The sequence below is a fragment of the Collinsella sp. AF15-51 genome (assembly GCF_003462845.1).
In the GTDB taxonomy this organism is placed as follows: domain Bacteria; phylum Actinomycetota; class Coriobacteriia; order Coriobacteriales; family Coriobacteriaceae; genus Collinsella.
Genome location: NZ_QRYG01000002.1, coordinates 105,198 through 131,395, shown reverse-complemented (window position 1 = coordinate 131,395; position 26,198 = coordinate 105,198). Strand labels below are relative to the sequence as shown.

General features: G+C 59.9%; 20 protein-coding genes. 16 read left to right on the top strand and 4 right to left on the bottom strand.

The features are described from left to right. The 14 genes from DWW51_RS01680 (at position 1) to larD (ending at position 20,284) form a co-directional block, all read left to right on the top strand. Positions 1-738, top strand: a complete 738-nt coding sequence (locus DWW51_RS01680) for a CpsD/CapB family tyrosine-protein kinase (RefSeq protein ID WP_117773198.1) — start codon at positions 1-3, stop codon at positions 736-738. A gap of 17 nt (positions 739-755) precedes the next feature. Beyond that, positions 756-1,406 (top strand): tyrosine-protein phosphatase, encoded by a 651-nt coding sequence (locus DWW51_RS01675; protein ID WP_022094060.1) that lies wholly within the window; start codon positions 756-758, stop codon positions 1,404-1,406. A 39-nt stretch (positions 1,407-1,445) separates the two neighbouring features. Continuing rightward, positions 1,446-1,946, top strand: coding sequence for a GNAT family N-acetyltransferase (locus tag DWW51_RS01670; RefSeq protein ID WP_117773196.1), 501 nt, complete (start codon positions 1,446-1,448; stop codon positions 1,944-1,946). Positions 1,947-2,149: 203 nt separating this feature from the next. Beyond that, the gene (htpG, locus tag DWW51_RS01665; RefSeq protein WP_117773194.1) at positions 2,150-4,174 is read left to right on the top strand and encodes a molecular chaperone HtpG; all 2,025 of its coding nucleotides are present in this window, start codon (positions 2,150-2,152) and stop codon (positions 4,172-4,174) included. Positions 4,175-4,657: 483 nt separating this feature from the next. Then, complete coding sequence (locus DWW51_RS01660) at positions 4,658-7,432, top strand: YhgE/Pip domain-containing protein (protein WP_231501541.1); 2,775 nt, start codon at positions 4,658-4,660, stop codon at positions 7,430-7,432. Then, positions 7,433-9,622, top strand: a complete 2,190-nt coding sequence (locus tag DWW51_RS01655; protein ID WP_117773191.1) for a YhgE/Pip domain-containing protein — start codon at positions 7,433-7,435, stop codon at positions 9,620-9,622. 199 nt (positions 9,623-9,821) lie between these two features. Next, the gene (locus tag DWW51_RS01650) at positions 9,822-10,805 is read left to right on the top strand and encodes a DMT family transporter (RefSeq protein WP_117773189.1); all 984 of its coding nucleotides are present in this window, start codon (positions 9,822-9,824) and stop codon (positions 10,803-10,805) included. Between the two features lie 116 nt (positions 10,806-10,921). Then, positions 10,922-12,223 (top strand): M20 family metallopeptidase, encoded by a 1,302-nt coding sequence (locus DWW51_RS01645; protein WP_197032133.1) that lies wholly within the window; start codon positions 10,922-10,924, stop codon positions 12,221-12,223. Between the two features lie 3 nt (positions 12,224-12,226). Then, positions 12,227-12,361, top strand: coding sequence for a hypothetical protein (locus DWW51_RS10430; RefSeq protein ID WP_255413075.1), 135 nt, complete (start codon positions 12,227-12,229; stop codon positions 12,359-12,361). Next, positions 12,316-13,071 carry an MFS transporter gene (locus DWW51_RS01640; protein WP_117758236.1) on the top strand — a complete coding sequence of 252 codons (756 nt, stop codon included), beginning with the start codon at positions 12,316-12,318 and terminating at the stop codon, positions 13,069-13,071. Before DWW51_RS10430 ends, DWW51_RS01640 begins: the two co-directional genes overlap by 46 nt. Positions 13,072-13,374: 303 nt before the next feature. After that, on the top strand, positions 13,375-14,688 hold the full coding sequence (gene hisS / locus DWW51_RS01635) for a histidine--tRNA ligase (RefSeq protein ID WP_117773187.1): 1,314 nt from the start codon (positions 13,375-13,377) through the stop codon (positions 14,686-14,688). Between the two features lie 258 nt (positions 14,689-14,946). Beyond that, positions 14,947-17,760 (top strand): phosphoenolpyruvate carboxylase, encoded by a 2,814-nt coding sequence (locus DWW51_RS01630; protein WP_369832555.1) that lies wholly within the window; start codon positions 14,947-14,949, stop codon positions 17,758-17,760. Between the two features lie 465 nt (positions 17,761-18,225). Then, positions 18,226-19,503 (top strand): nickel-dependent lactate racemase, encoded by a 1,278-nt coding sequence (larA, locus tag DWW51_RS01625; protein ID WP_231501540.1) that lies wholly within the window; start codon positions 18,226-18,228, stop codon positions 19,501-19,503. Positions 19,504-19,552: 49 nt separating this feature from the next. Then, positions 19,553-20,284, top strand: coding sequence for a D/L-lactic acid transporter LarD (gene larD / locus DWW51_RS01620; RefSeq protein WP_117773181.1), 732 nt, complete (start codon positions 19,553-19,555; stop codon positions 20,282-20,284). 302 nt (positions 20,285-20,586) lie between these two features. On the opposite strand, the gene DWW51_RS01615 is transcribed toward larD, so the two are convergent. The 4 genes from DWW51_RS01615 to serB all read right to left on the bottom strand — a co-directional run bounded on the left by DWW51_RS01615 (position 20,587) and on the right by serB (position 23,589). Further along, on the bottom strand, positions 20,587-21,126 hold the full coding sequence (locus DWW51_RS01615) for a TetR/AcrR family transcriptional regulator (protein ID WP_117773179.1): 540 nt from the start codon (positions 21,124-21,126) through the stop codon (positions 20,587-20,589). A gap of 2 nt (positions 21,127-21,128) precedes the next feature. Continuing rightward, on the bottom strand, positions 21,129-22,046 hold the full coding sequence (locus tag DWW51_RS01610; protein WP_117773177.1) for a LarC family nickel insertion protein: 918 nt from the start codon (positions 22,044-22,046) through the stop codon (positions 21,129-21,131). A 10-nt stretch (positions 22,047-22,056) separates the two neighbouring features. Then, complete coding sequence (gene larB, locus DWW51_RS01605) at positions 22,057-22,839, bottom strand: nickel pincer cofactor biosynthesis protein LarB (protein WP_117773175.1); 783 nt, start codon at positions 22,837-22,839, stop codon at positions 22,057-22,059. A gap of 114 nt (positions 22,840-22,953) precedes the next feature. Then, entirely contained in the window at positions 22,954-23,589 is a 636-nt protein-coding gene (serB, locus tag DWW51_RS01600; protein WP_117773173.1) for a phosphoserine phosphatase SerB, read from the bottom strand. A gap of 256 nt (positions 23,590-23,845) precedes the next feature. On the opposite strand from serB, the gene aspS reads away from it, so the two are divergent. Further along, a complete protein-coding gene (gene aspS, locus DWW51_RS01595) occupies positions 23,846-25,633 on the top strand; it encodes an aspartate--tRNA ligase (RefSeq protein ID WP_117773171.1) in 1,788 nt (595 codons plus the stop codon). Between the two features lie 143 nt (positions 25,634-25,776). Beyond that, a complete protein-coding gene (locus tag DWW51_RS01590; RefSeq protein WP_035136856.1) occupies positions 25,777-26,025 on the top strand; it encodes an HPr family phosphocarrier protein in 249 nt (82 codons plus the stop codon). Positions 26,026-26,198 lie beyond the last annotated feature (173 nt).

Below are 26,198 nucleotides of genomic sequence, written 5' to 3'. Positions count from 1 at the left end.
ATGGCTAAGGCAAAGAACACCGATAAGCTCGTTGTGCAGAATGCCGCCAAGACCCTTCTGGCCAACATCCGCTTTGCGAGCGTGGACGACCCCATTCGCACCATCACCGTTACCTCCTCGATTCCCAACGAGGGCAAGTCTACGGTTTCCATTAACCTTGCTCAGGCAATCGCCACGAGCGGCAAGTCCGTGCTCCTGGTCGAGGCCGATATGCGCCGCAGGTCCCTTGCCGACATGCTCGGCGTCCGCTCCCGCGGTGGACTCTATGCAGTCCTGTCCGAGCAGATCTCCATTGACCAGGCAATTGTCGAAACGGGTCAGAAGAACTTCTACTTCCTCGATGCCGAGCCGCATATTCCCAATCCTGCCGACATCATCGTCTCCCATCGCTTTTCCAAGTTGGTCAAGGCACTGTCTGCTAAGTTCCAGTACGTCATCTTCGATGCTCCTCCGGTTGGCACCTTCATCGATGCTGCCGAGATTGCCAGCCTGACCGACGGCGCGCTGTTCGTGGTGCGCGAGAACTTTACCAAGCGCGAAGAGGCGCTCAACGCCATCGGTCAGCTTAAGAAGTCCGAGAAGGTCAAGCTCATCGGTACCGTCATGAATTACTGTGAGACCGAGACCAGCGAGTACTACTATTCTTACTACACCAAGGACGGTAAGAAGGTTAAGAAGGGCTCCGACAATCAGGGGACTTCCAAAAAGGGCATCTTCACCAACCGAGCAAACGTTTAGTTGATTAAGGCTGACCTATGCGTGACATTCATTGCCATATCTTGCCGGGTGTAGACGACGGCGCCGCCGATCTCGATGAGAGCTTGGCGATGCTCGAGGCTGCCAAGCGGGCCGGTGTAACCAGAATCGTTTGCACTCCTCACTGCCGTGATCCCTATTTTGATTACGACAAGATGTGGGATGCCTTTGAGCTGCTGCGTGATAACGCTGACGGTTTTCCGCTCCAGATGGGCTTCGAGGTCAACCATCGAAAGCTCGTTGAGCTTGGTATCGATGCCGCGGAGCACTTGCATTTCGATGGAACCAACGAGTTTCTGCTCGAGCTTTCGACGCATGCCGATGCGTATGCGTTTAGAGAGTACGAGAACACGATTTACGATTTGCAGTGCCGTGGCTACCAGGTGATCATCGCTCATCCTGAGCGCTATCGTGCGGTTCAAAAGGATGTAAGCGTGGCGGAGCGCCTGGTCGATATGGGCTGCAAGCTGCAGGCTTCGGCGGACTTTATTGCCGGCGGTCGCTTTGGTCGCGAGAAAAAGCCGGCCCAGCGCCTGTTCGATCAGAACCTGTACAGCTTCATCGCGAGCGATGCCCATAACGTGGGTCATTACGACTGCCTGGCGAAGGCTCGCGCGAAGTTTAGCGTGCGCGGAGCTCATTTTCGCTAAAATCTGTCCCTAACGTTCGCATTGAATGAAAGGGCAGCCATGGGTATCCAACTTAAGACGGGATGCTTTGATGACGCGGCGTTGGTGCGCCGCGTCGTTTTTATGGACGAGCAGGGCTACGAGAACGAGTTTGACGCTATCGACGAGGATCCGAACTGCATTCATGTGACGCTCTATGTAGACGGCGAGCTTGCCGGTTGCTCGCGCGTGTTTCCCGAGGAACTGGAGCGCGCGGCTGACGCAGAGGCTCCGGTGTCGCCGGCGTGCGACTTGGACGAAGGCGTCGCGGCGGGGGAGACCTACATTATGGGGCGCGTGGCCGTGCTGCCGAGCATGCGCCGTCGCGGTTTGGCGAGCAAGATTGTCGAGGCCAGTGATACCGCCGCGCGTGATGCCGGCGCCAAGCTCATTAAGCTGCACGCGCAGGAATACGTGCTGCCGCTCTATGTAAAGGCGGGCTACACGCAGATTGCCCCGGTGGACTATGAGGATGAAGGCCAGCCTCATGCCTGGATGGCCAAGCGCGTAGATGGCAGATAGGGACGTTCCTTTCCTGCCGGCAGTTTGGGACACTCCTTGGCAATTGGCGCATCAGAGCGCTCGGACATACAATTTTTCGATTCCGTATGTATATATGCGCGCTAATGGGTTATAAAATCTAAGTCTGAACATAGCAGGTCTGCGATGCGGCTCGGGCAACCGGGCCGTTTTTTGCGGACAGGGGTAGCGCGAAAGGACTGCACATGCGTCAATTTAAGACCGAGAGCAAAAAATTGCTCGACCTCATGATCAACTCCATCTACACCAATAAGGAAATCTTCCTGCGCGAGCTTATCTCCAACGCGAGCGATGCCGTCGACAAGCTCAACTTTAAGAGCCTGCAGGATCCGAGTGTCAAGCTCGACCAGGGCGACCTGGCCATCCGTGTTTCCTTTGATAAAGATGCCCGTACCATCACCATTTCGGATAACGGTATCGGCATGACCGCCGAGGAGCTCGAGCGCAATCTGGGCACCATCGCCCATTCCGGCTCCGAGGAGTTTAAGACTGAGAACGCCGAGCAGCAGGGTTCCGATGTCGACATCATCGGTCAGTTTGGCGTGGGCTTCTACTCTGCCTTTATGGTTGCCAGCCACGTAAAGGTTGTCAGCCGCGCCTATGGCGAGGACACCGCCCACGTTTGGGAGTCCGACGGTCTTGAGGGCTACACCATCGAGGATGGCGAGCGTGCTGAGCACGGTACCGATGTCATCCTGACGCTGCGCGAGAACGAGAAGCTCGACGCCGACGGCGAGGCCGAGACCTACGATCGCTTCCTGACCGAGTGGGGCCTCAAGAGCCTGATTCAGCAGTACAGCAACTATGTGCGCTACCCGATTCAGATGATGGTGAGCAAGAGCCGCCAGAAACCCAAGCCCGAGGACGCCGGCGACGACTACAAGCCCGAGTACGAGGACTACCAGGAGCTCGAGACCATCAACTCCATGACGCCGATTTGGAAAAAGCGCAGCTCCGACGTTGAGCAGAAGGATTACAACGAGTTCTACAAGTCCACGTTCCACGACTTTGATGATCCCGCGCGCACTATCAGCTTCCATGCCGAGGGTACGCTTGAGTACGATGCACTGCTGTTTGTGCCGGGTCGCGCCCCGTTCGATCTGTACAGCAAGGACTACGAGAAGGGCCTGGCGCTCTATAGCTCCAACGTGCTGATTATGGAGAAGTGCGACGACCTGCTGCCCGACTACTACAACTTTGTGCGCGGTGTCGTGGACTCTGCCGACGTGACGCTCAATATTTCGCGTGAGACGCTGCAGCAGAATCGTCAGCTCAAGGCCATTGCCAAGCGTGTCGAGAAGAAGATTACCGCCGATCTCGAGGACATGCGCGACAACGACCGCGAGGCATACGAGAAGTTCTTTGAGAACTTTGGTCGCGGTCTTAAGTACGGCATCTACTCGAGCTACGGCATGAAGGCCGACGAGCTCGCCGACCTGCTGCTGTTCTGGTCTGCCAAGGAGCAGAAGATGATCACCCTTGCCGAGTATGCCAAGGGCATGCCCGAGGGCCAGAAGGCAATCTACTATGCCGCCGGCGATTCGCGCGAGCGTCTGGCCAAGATGCCCGTCGTGAAGGGCGTGCTCGAGCGCGGCTATGACGTGCTGTTGCTGACGCAGGATGTGGATGAGTTCACGTTCCAGGCTATGCGTGAGTACGTGGCCGCCGATATGCCCAAGATCTACGAGGACGACGCCGCCCGCGAGGCTGCCGAAAAGGCCGTTGCCGACGGTGCCGAGCCCGAGGTCGAGGATCGTCACCTGGAGCTCAAGAACGTTGCGACTGGCGATCTTGATCTGGCGACCGAGGACGAGAAGAAGGAGGCCGAGGACGCCACCAAGGAAAACGAGGACCTCTTTAGCGCTATGAAGGAGGCGCTCGGCGACAAGGTCGAGAAGGTCGCCGTCTCTGCGCGTCTGACTGACGCTCCCGCCTGCATCACCACCGAGGGTCCGCTTTCGCTCGAGATGGAGAAGGTGCTCCAGAAGGGGCCCGAGGGCGCGCCCGACGGCATGCCCAAGAGCCAGCGCGTGCTCGAGCTCAACGCCAAGCACCCGGTCTTTGACAAGCTTGTCGCTGCCCAGAAGGCAGGTGACGCCGACAAGATCAAGCAGTACTCCGGCCTGCTCTACGATCAGGCCCTGCTGGTCGAGGGTATCCTCCCCGAGGACCCCGTTGCCTTCGCGGCGGCTGTTTGCAACTTGATGTAGTTAAGTAGTTACGCCTTTGGGTCCGCCGTTCTAACGAACCTATTGGTTCCGTCGTTCTAACGAACGACGGACCGGTCGACGCTGCAAACGCCCCTAAGCGGCAATCTGACGTTCAATCGTCGGTCGCGTACCAAAGTACGCTTCCCTCCTCTTTCACGTCACCTTGCTCGCTCAGGGGCGTTTTCGCTGACTTATGCTCAACCTGCGACGCTTTCGTGGCCCTAAGTAGTCATCGGGGACGTTCTTGTTTGACTAGTCGTTTAAGAACGTTCCCAATGACTATTCGGATTGCTAATTTGTGCGGGCTGTGGTTTTGTGACCTGCTGAAATTAAAGATACTGTACAACTGTACACTAACTCATCTTCGTAGTATATTGCTACCCGCAAAACTCAGCACCATTGTGCCGCGAGGCACTAAAGCGCCTACGTACAATGGTTGTCGATAGTACGATTCGATTCAACGACAGGATGGATGGTCCAAGCGTGAGTCTCGGCAGCAAACTATCCAACGCAAAGGTCTCCTTTGCGATATTCAAGCGCGACATTAAGCGACTGCTTGTGAACCCCGTCGCCTTGGTGGTTACCCTGGGCGTGTGCGTTATCCCCTCGCTGTATGCCTGGTACAACATCGTGGCAAACTGGGATCCGTACGGAAACACCCAAGGTATCAAGATTGCCATCGCCAACAACGATCAGGGCACTCAGAATGACTTGGTGGGCGAGCTCAACGCGGGCGACCAAGTCGTCGATCAGCTCAAGGAGAACGATCAGCTGGGCTGGACCTTCGTCGATTCGGCCGCCGATGCCAAAGAGGGCGTCGAGAGTGGTGAGTACTATGCGGCCATCGTAATCCCCAAGAACTTCTCCGACAATCTTGTTTCGATGCTCGATGGCAATTACCATCAGCCGAAGCTCACCTATTACGTCAACGAGAAGAAGAGCGCTATTGCGCCCAAGGTCACCGACACTGGTGCCAATACCATCGAGGAGCAGATCAACTCGGAGTTTGTCTCCACGGTGGGCGAGACCGTCGCGGGCATTGCCAAAGATGCTGGCATCGACCTTAAAGACAAGGCGACCCAGACCCGGGATTCGCTGGCGGGCTCGGTGTCCGAGGCGTCTGATACCCTGGGCGAAGTACGCGATTCCATCGGCGACATGAACACCGCCATCGACAAGACGAGCAGCTCGATTGCTTCGGCCGATGCTGCGCTGGCGGGCCTGCAGGGGCAGGCGCCCTCTCTAACGCAGGCGATCTCCCAGGGCAACGACCTGCTGGGCGAGGCTCGCGCCACGGCGGGCAACTCTATCACCTCGCTCTCCAAGGCACTCTCGGAAGGTAGCCTTGCACTCACCAAGACGTCAGCCTCCGCGAACGCTGCGATTGGCAAGCTAACGGGTACGGTCACATCTACGACCACCCGCATCGACAACTCGCTCGAGTCTCTCCAGGCGACGATCGATCACAATAAGGCCGTTATCGGGCACTTGGAGATTCTCGTTAATGACACGTCGACAGGTTCCGAGGAAATTGACGCGCGCATTGTATCGACCATCGATTCGCTTCGCGAGCAAAACCAGAAGCTGCAGAGCATCAAGGATGGCCTTTCTGCACAGTCGAGCGCCATGGCAAACGACGCTACGGCAATCTCGAACGCGAGCAACGCACTCAACGCGGCAATTCAGACCGGTACGGCTAACCTCGGTCAGGCTCAGACCGATCTGGGTCAGAACGCACTTCCGAAGGCTTCGAGCGCGCTTGACTCCTTTGCCGCCGTTTCGGGCGATTTGACCGGCATTGTGTCGGGTATGACCCCCACGATAGCGAGCGCGCGCGGCACGCTAGCGCAGCTCGACGCCACGCTCAAGCAGGCAAAGACCACGCTATCCCAAACCGACGCCTCCCTTGCCAAGGTTCAGGACAAGCTCGCGACCGCCGCCAATGACATTGCGGCGCTGCAGACCTCTGAGTCTATGGGCGAGTTAGCCGACCTCATGGACGTCGACGTCAATGACGTGGCAGATTTCATGGCATCTCCGGTTGAGCTGACGTCCAAGTCAATCTATCCGGTCAAGAGCTTTGGCTCGGGCATCGCGCCCTTCTACACCAATCTGGCGCTGTGGGTGGGCGGCTATGTGCTCATCGCTATCTATAAACTCGAGGTCGACCGCGAGGGCATCGGTAGCTTTACGGCGCGTCAGGGCTACTTTGGCCGCTGGCTGCTGCTGGTGATCCTGGGCGCGTTCCAGGCCATTATCGTTACGGTGGGCGACCTGGTCATTGGCGTGCAGTGCGTCAATCCGCTGCTCTTTGTGCTGGGCGGCGTCGCAATCTCGTTCGCCTACGTCAACATCATCTATGCGCTGTCCACCACCTTTAAGCATATCGGTAAAGCCATTGGCGTCATCCTCGTCATTGTGCAGATCCCCGGCTCGTCGGGCATGTATCCCATCGAGATGATGCCCGGCTTCTTCCAATGGCTGCATCCGCTGCTTCCCTTCACCTATGGCATCAACCTGCTGCGCGAGACCGTCGGTGGCATGTATTCGTTCAACTACCTGTTCAACCTGTGCATCCTGGGCGTGTTCCTTATCATCGCGCTCTTTATCGGTCTGCAGCTGCGCCCGTTGCTGCTCAACCTCAATCTGCTCTTTGATAAGCAGCTTTCCACGACGGGCCTCATGATCTGCGAGTCCAACGACCTGCCGCGCCAACGTTATTCGCTGCGTACGGCCATGCGCGTCATGCTCGATTCCGATTCATACCGTCGCGAACTGCTCGATCATGCGGTCGCCTTTGAGCATCGCTACCCGTACTACATCAAGGGCGGTTTCGCTGCTGTAGTCGGCGTGCAGGTGCTGCTCTTCATTCTGTCGACGGTTCTCGATATCGACAACAATGGCAAGATCATTCTGCTGGTTATCTGGATTATCTCGGTCATTGCCATCTGCGGCTGGCTCATCAACATCGAATACATCCGTGCGAGCCTCAATACCCAGATGCGTATCTCGGCGCTTTCGGACGAGGACCTTCGCCGCGAGATGCGCGAGCACACGGCTGCCATCCCTGCCGCCCGTCGCATGTTTGGTCTCAACGCCAGCGAGCGTGGCGCCAAGGGAGGCGAACAGCCTACGAGCCGTCTGCCGCATATCGGTGCGCATCGTAAGGCTCAAGATGCCGACGGCGCTGACAACGTAAACGGAAACGACGGGGACACCGCCCCGTTTGGCAAGCACTCTAAAGGAGGTGAGGCATAAATGAAAAACATCCTGCACCTGTTTAAGCGCGATGTCCAAAACGTGTCTCGCTCCGTGATCGGCATGGTCGTCGTGATGGGCCTGATCATCGTGCCATGTCTCTATGCGTGGTTTAACATCGCCGGCAGCTGGGATCCGTACGGCAACACCGGCAATCTTAAGATCGCCGTGGTCAACACCGATGAGGGTTACGAGAGCGATCTGATCCCCGTCGAGGTCAACGTGGGCGAAAACGTAACCGCCACCCTGCGCGGCAACGAGAACTTCGACTGGGTTGTGCTCAACGATCGCGATAAGGCCATCGATGGCGTCAAGTCGGGCGCGTACTACGCTGCCGTCGTTATCCCTAAAACGTTTAGCGCCGACATGATGACGCTTTTCTCGACCGAGGTGAAGCACGCCGATATCGAGTTCTACGAGAACCAGAAGGCTAACGCCATCGCACAGATCGTGACTGAAAAGGGCTCGAGCGCCGTCCAGAGTCAGGTCAACGAGACCTTTACCAAGACCATCACGACCATCGGCCTTAAGACCGTGTCCAGCCTGCTCGACTATATGAGTACCGACCAGGTGAGCAACTTTATCGCCAATCTGTCCTCGACGCTGGGCGATTCGGTCGAGGACCTGCAGGACGTTCAGGCGAGTGCGACGTCGCTCGCGGGCATTTTGAGCTCCACGTCCGATTCACTGACATCGGCGGGCGGCATGCTCAAGCAGACGGGCACCGTTGATGAGTCGACGAAGCAGCTGATGGAGCACGCCAAGAGCGGCATCAATGATTCCAAGGAAGCGCTCAAGGCCGCCAACGATGCCGTTGACGCGGCGATTGACGGAAGCGCGGGCTCGTTCGACAACGTGTCCGCCGAGCTTGCGAAGGCATTCGATGCCGCGAATCAGCATGTTGACCTTACGGTGTCTCAGCTCAACGAAGCCGCAGCGGCGCTCAATACGCGTGCTGACGATATCGATGCGATGGCCGATCAGCTCCGCAACCTTGCCGACCAGGTGAGTGATGACAAGCTCAAAGACGGTCTCGAGTCCGCTGCGACGTCGCTGGGCAGAATTGCCGTGGAGTACCGCAACAATGCGAAGGACCTGACGGCGACCGCAAAGTCCCTTAGGGACGGCATGGCGGAGGTCAACAACTCGCGTGCCGAGGTCGACCAGGCCATCGCCGATGCCAAGGCGGGTATCTCGGGAGCCAAGTCCGACTACGATTCCACGTTCTCGGTTAAGGCCAAGGAGCTCAAGAAGACCATTTCGGGCGTTCTGGATTCCCTGAACGGTATCTCGGGTGACTTGGATAGCGCTGTGAGCGGTCTGACCGACGCCTCTGGCTCGCTCGCAAAGGGCCTCTCCAAGGCTGCGACGCTGGTCAACAAGGCTTCTGATCAGTTGGGCGAGGCGTCGGACAAGATCAGCGCTTTTAAGGACGAGCTTGATAGCGCTCTGATGTCGGGTGACCTGGCCATGATTAAGACAATGATTGGCAACGACCCCGAGGGCCTCGCCGTGTCGCTTTCCGGCCCCGTCGCGCTCGACCGCAAACCGGTCTATCCGATCCGCAACTACGGTTCGGCCATGGCACCGTTCTACACGATTCTGTCGCTGTGGGTGGGCTCGATTGTACTGGCGGCCATGATGAAGGTCTCGGTTAACGATGAGCTCATCAACGAACTCATCCCCGTGCGCCTGCACGAGATCTACCTGGGCCGTTACCTGTTCTTTGGCGGTCTGGCTCTGCTGCAGGCAACGCTCGTGTGCGCGGGCGACATCCTGTTCTTTGGCATTCAGTGCGACAACCCGCTGCAGTTTGTGCTGGCGGGCTGGGTCGCGAGCCTCGTGTTCTCCAATATCGTCTACACGCTTACGGTTTCGTTTGGCGATATCGGCAAAGCGCTCGCTGTCGTGCTGCTGGTCATGCAGGTCGGCGGTTCGGGCGGCACGTTCCCCATCGAGATGACCGGCCCCGTGTTCCAGGCAATCTATCCGTTCCTGCCGTTCACTCATGGCATCAACGCCATGCACGCTGCCATGGCCGGTGCCTACCATATGGAGTACTGGATTGAGCTGGGTATTCTGGCGAGCTATCTGATTCCGTCGCTGGCCCTGGGCGTCGTCTTCCGCCGCCCGGTCATCAAAGCCAACGACTGGATCATCGAAAAGCTTGAAAGCACGAAGCTTATTTAGTGCAACAGCGTGACATTGACAAAACGTCGAGGTTCACTTTGCTGACGCTTTAGTGGGCTGGATTGCGGTGCAACGCTGGTTGTTGCTACAGTAGCGGGGCGTGCCGGGGGTCCGGTGCGCCCCGTTTTATTTGACCATGAGGCGGCACGCGGCCATGCACGTGCGGACACCACGCCCAGACTGAGCGCGAGGATGCCCTATGGCTCAGAATGCCGTTGATGAAATCGAAAACATGCCCGATAGCCCTGTAGCGCGCGAAGACCTGGGTGCCGGCGGCACCTCCCGCGGCGCCGGCGCGCGTTCTCCGTTCTTCTGGAAGGTCTTGCTGCTTTCGGTGGCGGTCATCTGGGGCTATTCCTTTACCACCATGAAAGATGCGCTCGATACCATTCCGGTGTTCGAGCTGGTCTACGTTCGCTTTCTCCCGGCTTCGCTGGTTATGTTCGCCATCTTCCGCAAACGCATCATCGCACACTTTAATGTTCGCAACCTTATCGTCGGGCTTGGTATGGGCGCACTTATGTGGGGCGCGTACGGTTTGCAGACGATTGGCCTGGCACAGACCACGGCGGGCAAGAGCGCGTTTTTGACGGGTACCTATTGCATCCTCGTGCCGTTTGCGAGCTATGTCCTGAGCGGAGAAAGGCTTACCCGTTACAACTTGGGCGCTGCATTGCTGTGCCTGGCGGGCATTGGCCTGGTGGCACTCGATAGCGTCGAGTTCAATGCTGGAGATGCCATCACGCTGGGCGGCGCGGTCTTCTTTGCTATCCAGATGGCGGTGACCGCCAAGTATGGCCGCAAGATGGATATCAACGTCATCACGTTTTGGATGTTTGTGGGCAATGGCGTTTTGAGCTTAATCACGTCGCTACTATTCGAGACTCAGGCGCCTCTGTCCGTGTGGACGCCGAGTTTTATCGGCGTGATGGTCTTCCTCTCGGTGGGCTGCACGTGCGTGGCACTGCTCGTCCAAAACGTCGGTCTGGCGCACGTCCCGGCCTCGACGGGCTCGCTGCTTCTTTCGATGGAGTCGCCCTCGGGTGTGCTGTTCTCGGTGTTGTTGATGGGGGAGGCGCTCACCTCGCGCCTGCTTTCCGGCTTTGCGCTCATCTTTTTGTCGATTATCTTGAGCGAGACGCATTTCGATTTCTTGCGCCGAAAATCACACCCGCATTTGTAAACAACTTGTTGCGCCGCCCTCCCGGGGCGGCATTTTTTATGTCATGCCCTTACAGTTGTACCTTGCACTTTACGCTGTCAAAGTGCGTGCTGCAAAAACGTTACTGGAGGGCATCTATGGCATCAGCTCTGTCCGATCTTCAACCGCAACCAGCGCCTCAGGCTACCGCAGCGGCGCAGACCGCTATCGGCGATGGTCTGGTCAAAGAAGCCCAGGCATTTGCCGGTGAGCTTGCCGCATGGCGCCACGATCTCCATCAGACGCCCGAGCTCGGTAACAATCTTCCGCAGACGTCTGCCTATATCCAGGCACGTCTGGACGAGATGGACATTCCCCATACCACGCTTGTCGACGGCTCCTGTGTTGTTGGCCTGATCGGTGCCGGTGCGGCCGCGGCTGCTCAGGGCAATGGTACGTGCGCGGACGAGCAAACCGGTACGGTCATCATGCTTCGTGGCGACATGGACGCCCTGCCCGTTGCCGAGGAATCCGGCGAGCCCTTTGCATCCACCAACGGCTGCATGCACGCTTGCGGTCACGATATGCACGCGACGGCGCTGCTCGGCGCGGCCCGTTTGCTCAAGGCCCGCGAGGCCGAGCTTGTCGACGCCAATGCCACCGTCAAACTGCTGTTCCAGCCGGGCGAGGAAACCTTTGAGGGTGCCCGCGCCGCCATCGCCGACGGTCTGCTGCAGAACCCGCGCCCTCAGGTCGCCTTTGCCATGCATGTCAATAGCCAGTCGCCGCTTGGCCTGGTGCTTTACGGCAGTCCGGCGCTCTCGGGCGTGTACGGTTTCCGCATCACGCTGCAGGGCAAGGGCGGTCATGGCTCGAGCCCCGAGATCTGCATCGACCCCATTACGGCGGGTGTGCACGTGCATCTGGCACTTCAGGAGCTTATCGCTCGCGAAGTGCCGGCGGCCAAGGAGGTCGCGCTTACTGTGGGTAAGTTCGCCGGCGGTCAGGCCGCAAATGTCATCCCTGATACTTGTGTGCTCGAGGGAACGCTGCATGGCTTCGATGTCGAGCTCATGGAGCACCTCAAGGCCCGCATCGCGGAGGTCGTCAAAGGCGTTGCCACGACCTATCGTACGCCGGCGACTATTGAGACGCTCTCGGATGTTCCCCCACTCGTACTCGATGACGATATGACGCAGGCGTCGCTTGGCTACGTGGGCGCGGTGCTGCCCAAGTCCGCCTTCCTGCCGCTGTTCCACGCCATGGCGAGCGAGGACTTCGCGTTGATCTCGAGCGAGATCCCGAGTACGTACTTTACCGTGGGCGCTGCCGTGACTGATACGGACGAGCATTTTGCTCAGCATCATCCCAAGGCACGTTTTAGCGATGCCGAGCTTCCCCTTGGCGCCGCGGCTTATGCCGCCGTCGCTCTCGGATACATTGCGGACCACAAGGAGTAATCCATGTCCCAGCAACGTAAGTTCTTCCCCGGCTGGCTCGTGGTGGCCTCCAGCTTTGTGATCATGGCCACGTGCTACACGATTTTCGTTAACTGCATGACTATTCCTTCCGCACCAAGCCTTCCGAGATCGGCCTGAAGCCGCTCGGCGAGAACCCGGGCGATCCGTCCGTCTCGACGGCTGGCGACAAGGACGAGCACACGGCGCCCGAGGTTAGCGTCGGCTGGTCTCGTATCAAGAAGAGCCCGGCATTTTGGCTGCTTGTCGTCGCCTTCCTCTTTATGGGCTTGGTCAATGGCGCCATCCTGCCCAACCAGGTTACCAACATGACGAGTGTTACCGTCAACGGTGCCAAGATTGTCACGGGCGGCCACGATCCCATGTGGGCGGGTACCGTACTTTCGGCCTACATGGTCACCGTCGTTATTGCCAAGATTTCGCTCGGTGCGATCTATGACCGCTTTGGCCTGCGCTTTGGCAATATCCTTGGCTCCGTTGCGTGCATTATCGCCTGCGTGGCGCTGTGTTTCCCGACGACGGACCTCGGTCCTATTGTCGCCGCTGTGAGCTTTGGTGTTGGAACGTGCATGGGCACCATCACGCCTACCATCGCCGCGTCCAAGCAGTTTGGCATGGCCGACCTGGGTAAGGTCACGGGCACCATTACCTCGCTCGAGATGGTCGGCGGCACCGTGGGCGCCATTGTCTCGGGCGTGCTGTTCGATGCCACGGGCTCCTTTGCGAGCACCTGGATTGTGTGCCTGGCGTGCTCCGTGGTCATGCTCGTGTTCCTGCTGGCATCCGAGCCCATCGCCGCCAAGCTGCGCGCAAGCGTGGCGGGGGAGTAGCGGGTCGCCGCCTATTCCTGTTTGCCTGTTCTGCCCGTGGCTGCCCTGGAAGCCGAATGGATGCCCGTACTGTCATTCGGTTTCCAGGGCAGCCACGGGTCTACGAAATGAGCTCTTTTCCTCCGTCCCCAAGGGATCACGTAATCCGAAGGGGACGGAGGAAAAGGGATCACAAACCGCGGCGGCGTGTCTGGCCGAACGAGTCCCCATACCCTCGTTCGGTCAGACACGCCGCCGCGTTGCTGCTTTGTGCCGTATAATGTCCACTACCTATGACGCGATACAAAAGAAAGGTGTTTGCCCATGCAGGCACAGAAGGCGGAGGGAACCCGCGACCTTATCGGCGCCGAGATGCGCGCTTGGCAAAAGATGCAGCAGATCGCTGCCGGCGTGTTCGAGCCGTTTGGTTTTAAACCCATCGAGACGCCCGCGATCGAGCAGGTGGACGTCTTTGTCCACGGCATCGGCCAGTCGACCGACGTCGTGCGCAAGGAGATGTTCCGCGTCTTTAGCGGCGCCAACCTGGAGCGCGTCTTTACCGAGGGCACCGACACAAAACTCAAGCCCAAGCAGCGCCTGGCGCTTCGTCCCGAGGGCACGGCCGGTGTGGTGCGCGCAGTCGTGGAGAACAACCTGGTGCCCCAGGGCTCCACGCCGTTTAAGGCGTACTACGCCGAGGCCATGTTCCGCGGCGAGCGTCCCCAGAAGGGCCGCCTGCGTCAGTTCCACCAGGTGGGTATCGAGTGGCTCGGCGCTCCCGATCCGGCGGCAGACGCCGAGTGCATCATCATGCTCATGGAGTTCTACAAGCGCCTGGGCTTCGATCTTTCCAAGCTCCGTCTGCTCATTAACTCGATGGGCGACGCTCAGTGCCGTCCGGCTTACCGCGAGCAGGTCAAGCAGTTTATCCTCGATCACGCTGACGAGATGTGTGACGAGTGCCGCGAGCGCGCCGAGCTCAACCCGCTGCGTGCCTTCGACTGCAAGAACGACCACTGCCGCGAGATCATGGCCGACGCGCCGCTGATGGGCGACAACCTGTGCGACGAGTGCCGCGAGCACTACGAGCAGGTCAAGCGCTATCTGGATGCCGCCGGTATCGAGTATGTCGAGGATCCCACCCTGGTGCGTGGTCTGGACTACTACACCCGCACCGTCTTTGAGGTCGAGGCTCCCGGTGCCGGCGTCGGCTCCATCGGTGGCGGCGGCCGCTACGACGGCTTGGTCGAGCTCGAGGGTGGCAAGCCCACGGCAGGCGTCGGCTTTGCCGTCGGTTTTGAGCGTGCGCTGCTGGCCCTGCAGGCCTTTGGCAGCGACCTGGGTGCCGAGGAGGCCCCGTGCGTCTACGTCGCCAATGCCGGCAAGGAGCTGCGCCAGAACGTCTTTGCCATCACGCAGGAGCTTCGCGCCGCTGGCATCGTGACCGAGGCCGACTACCAGGGTCGTTCGCTCAAAGCTCAGTTTAAGCAGGCCGACAAGGTTGGCGCCAAGCTCATTTTGGTCCTGGGTGGCGACGAGCTTGCCGCCGGCAAGGTCAAGGTGCGCGACATGGAGAGCCATGACGAGGCCCTCGTCGATCTGGCCAACGTGGTCGAGGCGGTTCGCGAGCGCCTGTAGCGCATGATTTTTGAGCTGTAGTGCCGCTGAGGCGCCCAGCTCATTGCGAACGATTGTTACGGGGGTGTTTCGCTTTTATGCGGAATACCCCCGTTTGTGTATGCCGTCCACCGAGAAATACGACCATTTAGGGCAAAAACCCTTGCAATGCAGAAAATACTTTTGTGTGGTAAAGCGCAATCAGTGTCGAAAGTATTTCCCAAGCGCCTATAATGAATACCGCATGTTACGTGCATAGAAGGAGGAATGGGAGGAAACGTGGCTGAGAACCTAAGCAACCAGTCTGTACCCGAAGCCGCGGCGCGCGTCGCTGCCGTGGTCAACCGCCTCGTTAACCGAATCGGCTCGAATGCCGAGTCCAGGGAGCGTCTCGCCGAGATCGAGATCCCCGAGGAGCTGCGCGACAACTTGGCGCTGTTCCTGCGCCTGGAGCGCCGTGTGCTTAGCGAGTATGATCCCGAGATCGCGGACCTGTTCGACAAGATCCTGACGGCCGAGATTGTGGCCAATGCCGGAAACCCCGGCGCCCGTGCTGCCGACGAGTCCGTCGACGAGCAGGGCGTGCCCACCGCCGACGAGCCTACTGCTGTGGCGTTTCGTGAGGTCGTCGATCTGATTGACAGCCTGCCGCTCGATAAGCAGCAGGTTATTGTCCGCGCCTTTACGAGCTTCTTCCATCTGGCAAACCTGTCGGAGGAGAACTACCGCGTGACGCAGCTGCGCGAGCGCGAGGCAGGTGCGTCGACCGATACCGAGGTCGATCCCGCCAACGAACTCACCGTCGCCTATCACCAGTTGGTAAACGAGATGGGTGTCGAGGGCGCCAACGAGCTGCTCGACAAGCTCGAGTTCCACCCTGTCTTTACCGCACATCCCACCGAGGCCCGTCGTAAGGCCGTCGAGGGCAAGATTCGCCGTATCTCCAACCTGCTGGAGGAGCGTCCGCGCCTGGGCGGCTCCGACCTGGTGGAGAACGAGCGCCATATGCTGCAGGAGATCGACGCTCTGGTGCGTACGAGCCCCATCGCGCTCAAGAAGCCCACGCCGGTCGAGGAAGCCGATACCATCATCGACATCTTCGATAACACACTGTTCGATGTGATCCCCGTCATCTACCGTCGTTTTGACGACTGGGTGCTGGGCGACAAGGCCGGTACCGTGCCGCCGCTGTGCCCGGCGTTCTTCCATCCCGGCAGCTGGATCGGTTCCGACCGCGACGGCAACCCCAACGTTACCGCCAAGGTGAGCCGCGAGGTCGCCGCCAAGTACTTCACGCACATGGTGCTCAAGCTCGAGGACAAGTGCCGCCGCATCGGCCGCAACCTTACGCTCGAGGCCGCCTACAGCAAGCCGTCGGCAGAGCTCATGAACCTGTGGAACCATCAGGTCGAGATGAGCGCTCAGTACACGGCTCGCGCCGAGCTGATTTCCGAGCACGAGCCGCATCGCGCCGTCATGCTCGTCATGGCCGACCGTCTGAACGCCACCGTGCGCCGTATCACCGATACCATGTACCACAGCGCCGATGAGTTCCTGGAGGACCTGCGTGTCGTCCAGCGCTCGCTGGCCGCTTGCGGTGCCGTCCGTGCTGCCTACGGCCCGGTCCAGACCATCATCTGGCAGGTCGAGTCCTTCGGCTTCCATATGGTCGAGATGGAGTTCCGTCAGCACTCCGTGGTGCACGCCCGCGCCCTCAAGGATATCCACGAGAACGGTATCCATGGCGACCTGCAGCCTATGACGCGTGAGGTCATCGACACCTTCCGCGCTATCGGTTCCATCCAAAAGCGCTACGGCAAGAAGATGGCGCACCGCTACATCATCTCGTTTACCAAGAGCGCCCAGCATGTGGCCGACGTCTTTGAGCTGGCCCACCTGTCCTTTGCACACGAGGAGGATGTCCCCGAGCTCGACGTGATCCCGCTGTTCGAGCAGCTCGAGGACCTCGAGGGCTGCGTCGACGTGCTCGACCAGATGCTTACGCTGCCCGTGGTGCAAAAGCGCCTTGCCCAGACCAACCGCCGCATGGAGGTCATGCTGGGCTATTCCGACTCCTCCAAGGATGCCGGTCCTACCACGGCCATGCTCGCGCTGCACTCCGCGCAGGAGCGCATTGCCAAGTGGGCCGAGAAGAACGATATCGACCTGGTGCTCATGCACGGTCGCGGCGGTGCCGTGGGCCGTGGTGGCGGCCCGGCCAACAAGGCCGTGCTGGCGCAGCCCAAGGGTTCGGTCAACTGCTTCTTTAAGCTCACCGAGCAGGGCGAGGTCATCTTTGCCCGTTACGGCAACCGCACGCTGGCTCAGCGCCATGTTGAGTCCGTTGCCGCCGCAACGCTTTTGCAGTCGGCCCCGAGCGTCGAGAAGACCAACACCGAGACCACGCAGAAGTTCTGGGATATGGCCGAGAAGCTCAACGCCGTAAGCCACGAGCGCTATCTGGACCTGCTGAACACCGAGGACTTTACACCGTGGTTCTCGACCGTGACGCCGCTGACCGAGGTCGGTCTGCTGCCAATCGGCTCGCGTCCCGCCAAGCGCGGTTTGGGTGCCAAGTCGCTCGACGACCTGCGTACCATTCCGTGGATCTTCAGCTGGAGCCAGGCGCGCATCAATCTGGCCGCCTGGTACGGCCTGGGTACCGCCTGCGAGCAGTTTGGCGATCTGGACCAGCTTAAGGCTGCCTACCAGGAGTGGCCGTTCTTCCGCACCTTTATCGACAACATCGAGATGTCGATCGCCAAGACCGACCAGCGCATCGCCAAGATGTATCTGCACCTGGGCGATCGCCAGGATCTGTCCGAGAAGGTCTTTACCGAGATGCAGCTCACCCGTAAGTGGGTCCTTGCCATCGTCGGTGATGAATGGCCGCTGCAGCGTCGTCGCGTGCTCGGCTGCGCCGTCCGCGTGCGTAACCCCTATGTTGACGCCCTATCCATCGCCCAGGTTCGCGCCCTTCGCGAGGTGCGTATGAACCAGGACGAGATGGCCGAGGAGAAGAAGGCCGAGTACATGAGCCTGATTCTTTCGACTGTGACCGGCGTCTCGGCAGGATTGCAGAACACGGGGTAATCGATAGCCCTGTAGTCGTCCGGGCCCGCCATCAGCTTACTTTTAGGCACGTCCTCGGACATGCAAGAAGCCCTCGCTGCGCACTTCGTGCGGCGAGGGCTTCTTGCGTCCTGCGGAGTGTGCCTAAAAGTAAGCTGATGGCGGGCCCTACGATGTCCGGTCTTCGGTGGATTACTGGCTGGGGGAATAATGGCGCGCTTTGCGCGTTTTGGATGGGGTTTGTCCCGGCGGCGCGTTTGGCGCTTCGCGCCTCGCGTCTTATCGATCGGGATTGAGATGCATGTGGCGCTTCTTGACTTACGACTGTAGCGGCCGCGGTCCCGTTTGGGATCGCGGTTGTTTTGTTGTGGGTCAAATATGAACGTTGTGTTAATGAGTCGGTGGACGGTGGTGTTTTTCGGTGAGCGGCGTATCCTTCCAACGGTTTATCTAGTGTGTCAGTTGAAAGGAAGAGGGCGCTCGTCATTGTTTGAATGTGAACTGCCGTTTGACCACAAGACGTTGCATCTGGAGCTCGAGGATAAGAACTTCGCGGGTGTGATGGAAGGTCATCAAAACGAGTTTAAGACTACAAAATCTCAGGAAGAGCTGGTAGAGGAGTCACTTGCCAACCCCTATGGCTCGCCTTCGCTCGAGGAGCTTTGTGCTGGCAAGAAGGATATCGTCATCATTAGCTCCGACCATACGCGTCCCGTTCCCTCGCGTGTGACGATGCCTATTCTGCTGCATCACATCCACGCTGCCGCTCCTGAGGCACGTGTGCGCATCCTGGTCGCGACCGGCATGCATCGCCCCTCGACGCACGAGGAACTCGTTAACAAGTACGGCGAGGAGATCGTCGCTAACGAGGAGATCGTCATGCATGTCGCGACCGACGACAGCATGATGAAAAAGATCGGTACCCTGCCTTCTGGTGGCGAGTGCATCATCAACAAGGTTGCCGCCGATTGCGATCTGCTGCTTGCCGAGGGCTTTATTGAGCCGCACTTCTTTGCCGGTTTCTCTGGTAGCCGCAAGTCCGTCCTGCCCGGCATTGCCAGCTACAAGACCATCATGTACAACCACAACGGTCAGTTTGTGAATGATTCCCACTCGCGTGCCGGCAACCTTTGCCACAACCACGTGAGCGAGGACATGTTTGCCGCCGCCGAGATGGCCCACCTCGCCTTTGTGCTTAACGTGGTGCTTAACGGCAAGCACGAGGTCATCGGCTCCTTTGCCGGCGACATCCACAAGGCGCACGAGGCCGGCTGCGAGTTCGTGAAGAGCCTTGCCGGCGTTGAGCCCGTCGAGTGCGATATTGCCATCACCACCAACGGTGGCTACCCCCTCGATCAGAACATCTATCAGGCCGTGAAGGGCATGTGCGCTGCCGAGGCCACGCTTCCCGAGGGCGGCGTGATCATCGACGTCGCCGGTTGTGCCGACGGTCACGGTGGCGAGGGCTTCTATCACAATATCGCCGACAACGATCCGGCGGAGTTTGAGCGCGCCTGCATCGACCGTCCTAAGGACGAGACCCTGCCCGACCAGTGGACGAGCCAGATCTTTGCCCGCATCCTGGCGCATCACCCTGTGATCATGGTCACCGACCTGTGCGATCACCAGATGCTCAAGGATATGCACATGACACCGGTCAACACTATCGAGGAGGCGCTCAAGCTCGCCTTTGAGATGAAGGGTGCCGATGCCAAGGTTGCCGTCATTCCCGATGGCCTGGGCGTTGTCGTTGCGCAGCACTAGCGCGTGGCTTAAACGAATCGTTTATAACCGACAAGAAAGATAAGGTTTTATGCTTACCAAACTCCTCTGCGAATTCGGCGCGACGGCCCTCATGATCATCTTTGGCGTGGGCGTGCACTGCGATACCGTGCTCAAGGGCACTAAGTATCAGGGCTCCGGCCATATGTTTGCCATCACCACCTGGTCTTTTGGCATCTCGGTCTGCCTGTTTGTCTTTGGCGGCGCCGTGTGCATGAACCCCGCCATGGTGCTTGCCCAGTGCATCGTCGGCTTGGTGCCGTGGGGCAGCTGCATCCCCTTCATGATTGCCGATATGCTCGGCGGCTTTGTGGGTGCCGTAATCGCCTGGTTTATGTATGCCGATGAGTTCAAGGCTTCCGAGGGCGTCGTCGACCCCATTGCCCAGCGCAACATTTTCTCGACCAACCCCACCACCGAGGGTACGAACTATGCCCGTAACTTCTTCTGCGAGGCTATCTGCACTTTTGTGTTCATCAGCGCCATCCTTGCTGCCGCTAGCCGCGCCGGCGAGAACGTTCTGATGCTCGCAATCTGCGTCGGTCTGATCGTTTGGGCCGTTGGCATGGGCATGGGCGGCATCACCGGCTTCGCCATGAACCAGGCGCGTGACCTTGGTCCTCGCATGGCCTATCAGGTGCTGCCGATTAAGAACAAGGCTGACAACAATTGGAAGTACGGCCTGCTTGTTCCTGGCATCGCGCCGTTTGTCGGTGCCGCTCTGGCCGCGCTGTTTGTGCATGGTTTCTTGGGCATGTTCTAGTCCGAGGCTACATATTTGTCCGCTGGCCGCATGGGGTAACTTCCCAGCGCGTCCTCGGACATGAAAGAACCCCCGCTGCGCACTTTGTGCGGCGGGGGTTCTTTCGTCCTGCGGAATGCGCTGGGAAGTTACCCCATGCGGACGGCTGCGGGGTCTTTGCTGCGCTCGAGCAAGCAACCCAACATTTAAATCTGAATTTGGATGGGAGGGGCTTGTTGCTGATAGGGGCGCTGGGCTGTTGTTGACACTTTGGGATGCGTGGCGCCTTGGGGTGGGGCGGTGCTTTGGGATGAGCTTCTTACTTAGTTGAAGAGGGGCTTAATGGCTGATAGGTAGTCTTTTGCCACATCGGCCTTATCTGCTTGGAAGTTGTGCCAGGCCCACCATTGGACCATTCCTACGAAGCTTGAGGCTATGTGGTGGAGGAGGAAGCTGCGGTCCATGGTGCCGGCGGTCCCTTGGGGGCCGTTGGGGACGGTTTCGGCTGCTCGTGACATGATGGTCTTGCGTAAGCAGTCGGCGAAGACGCGTGAGCCGGCGTCGGCTACGAGGGCTCGGACGCCCTGGCGGCGCTCCCAGAGGTTGTTGAGGATATGCTCGACTTGTACGAGCGGATCATCGAGCGGTGTGCCATCGTCGTCGAGGGCGTGGGTGCAGATGTCGCTCACGAGTTCGGACAGTAGGTCATCTTTGCTCTTGAAGAGGCCGTAGAACGTGGCCCGACCCACATGGGCGCGAGCGATGATGTCGCCGACGGTGATCTTGCCGTAGTCCTCTTCGCGCAGCAGCTCGGAGAACGCCGCGACGATGGCGGCGCGGCTTTTTGCCTTGCGGGCATCCATGGCTATGCGTCCGCGTGAACGAGCAGGCAGCGGAGCGTGCCGGAGCAGCCCTCGTAAGGGCGCTTGCCGGCGCCGTAGCCGACGGCCTCGATGTGGTAACGGACCGGCAGGTGCTCGGACGTGCGCAGTGCGGCGACGACGGCAGCGCCCGTGGGCGTCACGAGCTCACCAGCGACCGGTGCAGGCGTGAGGGCGATATTGCCCGCCTGACACAGGTTGACGACAGCGGGGACGGGAATGGGCATAAGGCCGTGGGCGCAACGGATGGTTCCGTGGCCCTCGGAGAGCGACTCGACCACGATATCCTCAATACCCAGATCGTCGAGGCAGATGGCAACGGAGCAGACGTCGACGACGGAGTCGACGGCGCCCACCTCATGAAACAGGACGGTGTCGGGCGTTTTGCCGTGAGCCTTTGCCTCGGCATCAGCGAGTACGGAAAAAATGGCGAGGGCGCGACGCTTGGCGCCATCGCTTAGCTGCGAGCCATCGATGATGGCGGTGACGTCCGCCAAAGAACGGTGGTGATGGCCGTGGGCGTGATGGTGACCCTCGTGGCCATGACCGTGGGCCTCATGGTCATGCTCGTGGCAGTGCTCGTGCTCGTGCTCGCCATGATCATGATGGTGGTGCTCATGCTCGTGTGTGTGCTCGGCAGCCGCTTTGTTGCCGTAGAGCCAGGCCATATCGTGATCGTGGTTCTCGAGTTCCTCTGCAAGCTGGACGTCAAAGTCGCAGGCGTCGATGCCATGCTTGCTTACGCGTGTGACGGCGATCGTAAAGCCGTCGACCGGCAGCGTGGCGAGCTGCTCGCGCAGGTGCTCCTCGCTGGCGCCTAGGTCGAGCAGGGCCGCGACGGTCATATCGCCGCTGATGCCCGAGGTGCCGTCGATGATAAGCGTGTGCTGATGATTGGACATGGAATGCTCCTTAACGGGCGCAGGGCGTGCCGGCGCCCAGATGATTGATAAGACTTGCCTGGTAGGCGGCACCAAAGCCGTTGTCGATGTTGACGACCGAAACGCCGCTGGCGCAGGAGTTGAGCATGGCGAGCAGCGCGGCTACGCCACCAAAGCTCGCGCCGTAACCCACGCTGGTGGGAACGGCTATGACCGGACAGCTTACCAGGCCGCCGACAACGCTCGCCAGTGCGCCCTCCATGCCGGCGATGGCGATGACCACCTGCGCCTGAGCAAGCTCCTCGGCATGCGCGAGTAGGCGGTGCAGGCCGGCGACACCTACGTCGTAGAGGCGGTCGACCTCGTTGCCATAGAACTCGGCCGTCAACGCGGCTTCTTCGGCGACGGGCAGGTCGCTCGTGCCGGCGCAGGCGACGACGATGCGTCCGTTGCCGGTGGGGGAGGGCTTGCCGCCCACGAGGGCGAGCTGGGCGTCCGGGACATATCCCAGGTCGATGCCGTTGCCGAGAAGCTCAGCGGTGCGCGCGGCTTTTTCGGCATCCAAGCGCGTGACCAGGATGCGCTCCTGGCCGGCATCGCGCAGTGCTTCGATAATGGCGGCAATCTGATCGGCGGTTTTACCGGCCCCGTAGACAACCTCGCCGGCTCCCTGGCGCACCCCGCGCGAAAGATCGAGCTGCGCAAAGCCCAAATCGGCGGTCGGAGCCGTCTGGATGCGCGTGAGGGCGTCGGCAGGGGTGACTGCTCCGCCGGCAACATCGCTCAGCAATTGCTCAAGATCTCGCTTATCCATATATGTTCCCTTCGACGGCGCAAAGTCTAGCACTCAAAGGGTATGTTTCCGAACACTAAGACAAAATTGTTCGGAAACTATAGGACAGACTGATTCACTTGTTAGATGGATTGACTAGTCGCGCAGGATGATGTCCATGGCGAGCATCAGGTTGCGTTCGTCGATGGCAAACGGGGCCGCCTCGCGCGTCTTGGGCTTGGCGCAAAACGCGATGCCCGTGCCCGCGGCCTGAATCATGGGGATGTCGTTGGCGCCGTCGCCGATCGCGACCGTGTGGGCCATATCGACGCCGCACTCAACTGCCCAATCTAGCAGCTGGATGAGCTTGGACTCCTTGGTCACGATGTCGGCCGCCAGCTTGCCGGTGAGCTTGCCGTCCACGACTTCCAGGCGGTTGGCCAGGCAAAAATCGATGCCCGCGGCGGCCACGATCTTGTCGGCGACCTCGTGAAAGCCGCCGCTTACCACGCCGACCTTCCAGCCCTTGCTGTGCGCTGAGCGCACAAGCTCCAACGCGCCGGGGGTAAACGTCACACGCTCAAAGGTGCGCTCGAACACGCTCTCGTCCAGGCCGGCGAGCAGCCCCACGCGCTCCTCGAGTGCCTGCTTAAAGTCAAGCTCGCCGCGCATGGCGCGCTCAGTGATCTGTGCCACCTGCTCGCCTACGCCGGCCTCCTCGCCCAACAGGTCGATGACCTCCTGGTTGATGAGCGTGGAGTCGATATCCATAACGATGAGGTGTGCGGTCATGACGGGCCTTTCCGAGTGCAGTTGTATTGGGGCACATTGTCGCACGTGACGAGCGCGGGCGGGTGCCGCGGCGCGTCAATTGTTTCGTCTCCGTCAAGTCTTTGGGCAGGAGCTACTTTTCCGCGGCACATCGACACAGGTGCGATAAGATAGAACGCCATGTCTGGCTGCGCGGTTTACGCAGGCCGGGCAAATCTGTACGACGCCGCCCGGAACGACACGGGGCGGCACAGATCCATAAAGGAGGATCACTGGTATGAGCCAGACCCGTCCCATCGACGAGCATTCCATGCACACCCGTACCTGCGGCGAGCTTCGCAGCGAGAACGTGGGCGAAGAGGTCACCCTCACCGGTTGGGTGAGCCGTCGCCGCGACCACGGCGGCCTTATCTTCTGCGACCTTCGCGACCGCGAGGGTATCACGCAGCTCACCTTCGACCCCGAGCACTCCGACGGCGACGCCTTTAAGATCGCCGAGACCATGCGTCCCGAGTGGCCCATCAAGATCCACGGCGTCGTGCGCGCCCGTGGCGAGGAGACCACCAACACCAAGCTCGCGACCGGCGAGATCGAGGTCCTGACCGACCACGCCGAGGTGCTCAACACGTCCGTCACCCCGCCGTTCCAGATCGAGGACGGCATCGAGACCAGCGAGGACACCCGCCTGCGTTATCGCTATCTGGACCTCCGTCGTCCCGAGATGATGGCCAACCTCAAGCTGCGCTCCGACTTTACCTTTGCCATTCGCGAGGCGCTGCACAACCGTGAGTTCATGGAGGTCGAGACGCCCTCCCTGTTCAAGTCCACGCCCGAGGGCGCCCGCGACTTCATCGTCCCCAGCCGCATCCAGCCGGGCAACTTCTACGCTCTGCCGCAGTCCCCGCAGCTCCTGAAGCAGCTGCTTATGGTCGGTGGCGTCGAGCGCTACTACCAGGTCGCCAAGTGCTTCCGCGACGAGGACTTGCGTGCCGACCGTCAGCCCGAGTTCACCCAGGTCGATATCGAGATGTCCTTCGTGGACCAGAACGACGTCATGAGCGCGCTCGAAGAGGTCCTGGCCGACGCCTTCGGCCGCATGGGTGTCGAGATGCCCACGCCGCTGCGCCGCATGGACTATTGGGAGGCCATGGACACCTATGGCTCCGACAAGCCCGATACTCGCTACGGCATGCACCTGGTTGACCTGACCGACATCTTTGCCAACTCCAAGTTCAAGGTCTTTGCGACTGCTGCAAACGAGGAGGGCTCTGTCGTCAAGGCCATCAACGCCAAGGGTGCCGGTGTCTGGGCTCGCGCCAAGATCGACAAGCTCGCCGGCGTGGCCTCCACGTTTGGCGCCAAGGGCCTTGCCTGGATCGCCTTCCGCGAGGACGGCTCCATCAACAGCCCCATCGTCAAGTTCTTCTCGGACGAGGAGATGGCTGCCCTGCGCGAGCGCATGGACGTCGAGCCCGGCGACCTTGTGATGTTCGCCGCCGGCCCGCGCCTGCTCTCCGACGAGATCCTGGGCGGCATGCGTTCCCACATGGCCAATGCGCTCGAGGTCAAGCGCGAGGGCCACGACTTCCTGTGGGTCATCAACTTCCCGCTGTTCCACTGGGACGAGGATCGCAAGGCCTATGCTGCCGAGCACCAGCCCTTTACCCTGCCGACCGAGACCGACATCGCCAAGATCGAGGCCGACCCGCTGGCAGCCGGTTCCTGCACCTACGACTTTGTCATGGACGGCTTTGAGGCCGGCGGCGGCGGTATGCGTATCCACAACGCCGAAATGCAGATGTCCATGCTCAAGCTCCTGGGCTTTACCGAGGAGCGCGCCGAGTCGCAGTTCGGCTTCCTCATGGAGGCTCTCAAGTTTGGTGCGCCCCCGATGGGCGGCTTCGCCCTGGGCCTGGACCGCGTGTGCATGCTGCTCACCGGCTCCGACTCCATCCGCGACGTCATGGCGTTCCCCAAGACGGCCAGCGGCTCCGACCTCATGTCGGGCGCCCCGAGTGCCGTTTCCGGCGCCCAGCTCAAGGACGTCAGCCTGCGCTTGATGTAGGCAAGCGGCTACCTATTGCCTGTAACGAGGGAAGGACGTGTGCCTTCCCTCGTTTTTTGTGGGACGGGGGTGCGCCGGTAACGTACAATAACTACCACGTGGCTGGGTTTGCCGGCCGAATGTGCGATGCCGCGGGAGGGGACATGGTCGAGTTTACAAAGACGATTAAAGATCCGTTGGGATTGCATGCCCGCCCGGTTGCGCTGCTCTATGACATTATTGCCAAGCATCGTAGCGACGTATCGGTCAGCATCGGCGATCGCCATACCGACGGCCGCGATGTGATGGGGCTCATGGCTCTCTACGGCGAATGTGGCGAAGACATCGTGTTCCGCGTTTCGGGCGTGGATGAGGCCTCCTGCGTCACATCGATCAGAAACCTCTCGCTCTAACCTCAACAATGTGACAAGGGGACAGGCCCCTTTGTTGCATAAATTGGTATGACAAGGCACCGCAAAGAGATGGTCTTTGCGGTGCCTCTTTTGTTTCGTATAGGAAACTTTTTCGAAAACTGAATGGGGACCCTTCCAAAAAAGTTAACCACGTGCTAGTTTACTAAAGCGAA

Excerpts from the sequence above, each read along its gene's own strand:
- htpG (WP_117773194.1), top strand. The coding sequence starts at position 2,150 with ATGCGTCAATTTAAGACCGAGAGCAAAAAATTGCTCGACCTCATGATC.
- DWW51_RS01680 (WP_117773198.1), top strand. The coding sequence starts at position 1 with ATGGCTAAGGCAAAGAACACCGATAAGCTCGTTGTGCAGAATGCCGCC.
- DWW51_RS01645 (WP_197032133.1), top strand. The coding sequence starts at position 10,922 with ATGGCATCAGCTCTGTCCGATCTTCAACCGCAACCAGCGCCTCAGGCT.
- DWW51_RS01655 (WP_117773191.1), top strand. The coding sequence starts at position 7,433 with ATGAAAAACATCCTGCACCTGTTTAAGCGCGATGTCCAAAACGTGTCT.
- larD (WP_117773181.1), top strand. The coding sequence starts at position 19,553 with ATGCTTACCAAACTCCTCTGCGAATTCGGCGCGACGGCCCTCATGATC.
- serB (WP_117773173.1), bottom strand. The coding sequence starts at position 23,589 with ATGACCGCACACCTCATCGTTATGGATATCGACTCCACGCTCATCAAC.
- DWW51_RS01615 (WP_117773179.1), bottom strand. The coding sequence starts at position 21,126 with ATGGATGCCCGCAAGGCAAAAAGCCGCGCCGCCATCGTCGCGGCGTTC.
- DWW51_RS01650 (WP_117773189.1), top strand. The coding sequence starts at position 9,822 with ATGGCTCAGAATGCCGTTGATGAAATCGAAAACATGCCCGATAGCCCT.
- DWW51_RS01670 (WP_117773196.1), top strand. The coding sequence starts at position 1,446 with ATGGGTATCCAACTTAAGACGGGATGCTTTGATGACGCGGCGTTGGTG.
- aspS (WP_117773171.1), top strand. The coding sequence starts at position 23,846 with ATGAGCCAGACCCGTCCCATCGACGAGCATTCCATGCACACCCGTACC.
- DWW51_RS10430 (WP_255413075.1), top strand. The coding sequence starts at position 12,227 with ATGTCCCAGCAACGTAAGTTCTTCCCCGGCTGGCTCGTGGTGGCCTCC.
- larB (WP_117773175.1), bottom strand. The coding sequence starts at position 22,839 with ATGGATAAGCGAGATCTTGAGCAATTGCTGAGCGATGTTGCCGGCGGA.
- DWW51_RS01675 (WP_022094060.1), top strand. The coding sequence starts at position 756 with ATGCGTGACATTCATTGCCATATCTTGCCGGGTGTAGACGACGGCGCC.
- DWW51_RS01610 (WP_117773177.1), bottom strand. The coding sequence starts at position 22,046 with ATGTCCAATCATCAGCACACGCTTATCATCGACGGCACCTCGGGCATC.
- DWW51_RS01590 (WP_035136856.1), top strand. The coding sequence starts at position 25,777 with ATGGTCGAGTTTACAAAGACGATTAAAGATCCGTTGGGATTGCATGCC.
- hisS (WP_117773187.1), top strand. The coding sequence starts at position 13,375 with ATGCAGGCACAGAAGGCGGAGGGAACCCGCGACCTTATCGGCGCCGAG.